Origin of the sequence: Bacillus cereus group sp. BfR-BA-01492 (genome assembly GCF_022662815.1) — a bacterium.
GTDB classification, from domain to species: Bacteria; Bacillota; Bacilli; order Bacillales; family Bacillaceae_G; genus Bacillus_A; species Bacillus_A cereus_BD.
The window spans coordinates 1-980 of the sequence record NZ_JAKUEH010000048.1 but is presented as its reverse complement, the minus strand read 5'-3'; the positions used below and the strand labels follow the sequence as shown (position 1 = coordinate 980).

Here is a 980-nt window from a genome sequence, read left to right as displayed (position 1 = left end):
ATGCTTCGCTTGAAAGAGGAAAATGAGATTTTAAAAAAGGCTATGGCCATATTCGCGAAAAAATAAAAGATACAGAATTACATCAATTTATCGATTGTCAAAAAGAAACATACTCTGTTCATATGATGTGCCAAGCTCTTGGAATAGCGAGAAGCTCGTATTACCAATCTCGGCGCAAAACAGAGTCAAAACGTAGTCGTGAAAATAAAGAATTAACCCAGAAAATTATACAAATTCATCAAGATAGTGGAGAACGTTACGGTGCACCTAAAATTCACCAAATACTATTGGAACAAGGATTACAACTAAGTATCAAGCGTGTACAACGGATTATGAAGAGAGAAAATATCCGTTCCAATATATTAAAAAAATACAAACCACATTCATCAAAATCAACTGTAGAAGAACGTACAAATCTATTAAAACAGGACTTCTCCACAACGACAATAAATGAAAAGTGGGTAGCGGATATTACCTATATTCACACGCAAAAAGATGGCTGGTGTTACTTGGCATCTGTGATGGATTTGTATTCTAAGAAAATTATTGGGTATTCATTTTCACGAAATATGACAACGAACCTTGTAGTAAAAGCGTTAGAAAACGCTTACTATATTCAAAAACCATCAGAAGGTCTCATTCTACATACTGACTTAGGAACACAATATACAAGTCAAGAATTTCAAACCTTACTCGCGAATTACAACATAAAACCCTCTTTCAGTAAGAAGGGCTGTCCGTATGATAACGCTTGTATCGAGTCGTTTCATGCCATTTTAAAGAAAGAAGAAGTATATCGCACAAAATATGTTACATTTGAACAAGCAAACTTAGCGCTATTTCAATATATTGAGGGATTTTATAACCGCAAACGAATTCATAGTAGCATTGGTTATAAAACTCCTCAAGCAATAGAAGATCTAGCTAAAAAGGTAGCTTAGATTTAACTTTTTTGTGTCCAAAATATTGACTCAAATCCA

At 34.0% G+C, this 980-nt stretch carries 1 pseudogene; it reads left to right on the top strand.

The features are described from left to right. Nucleotides 1-941 (top strand): annotated as a pseudogene (locus tag MR063_RS21465) (IS3 family transposase); the annotation flags it as partial. Between the last annotated feature and the right edge of the window lie 39 nt (nucleotides 942-980).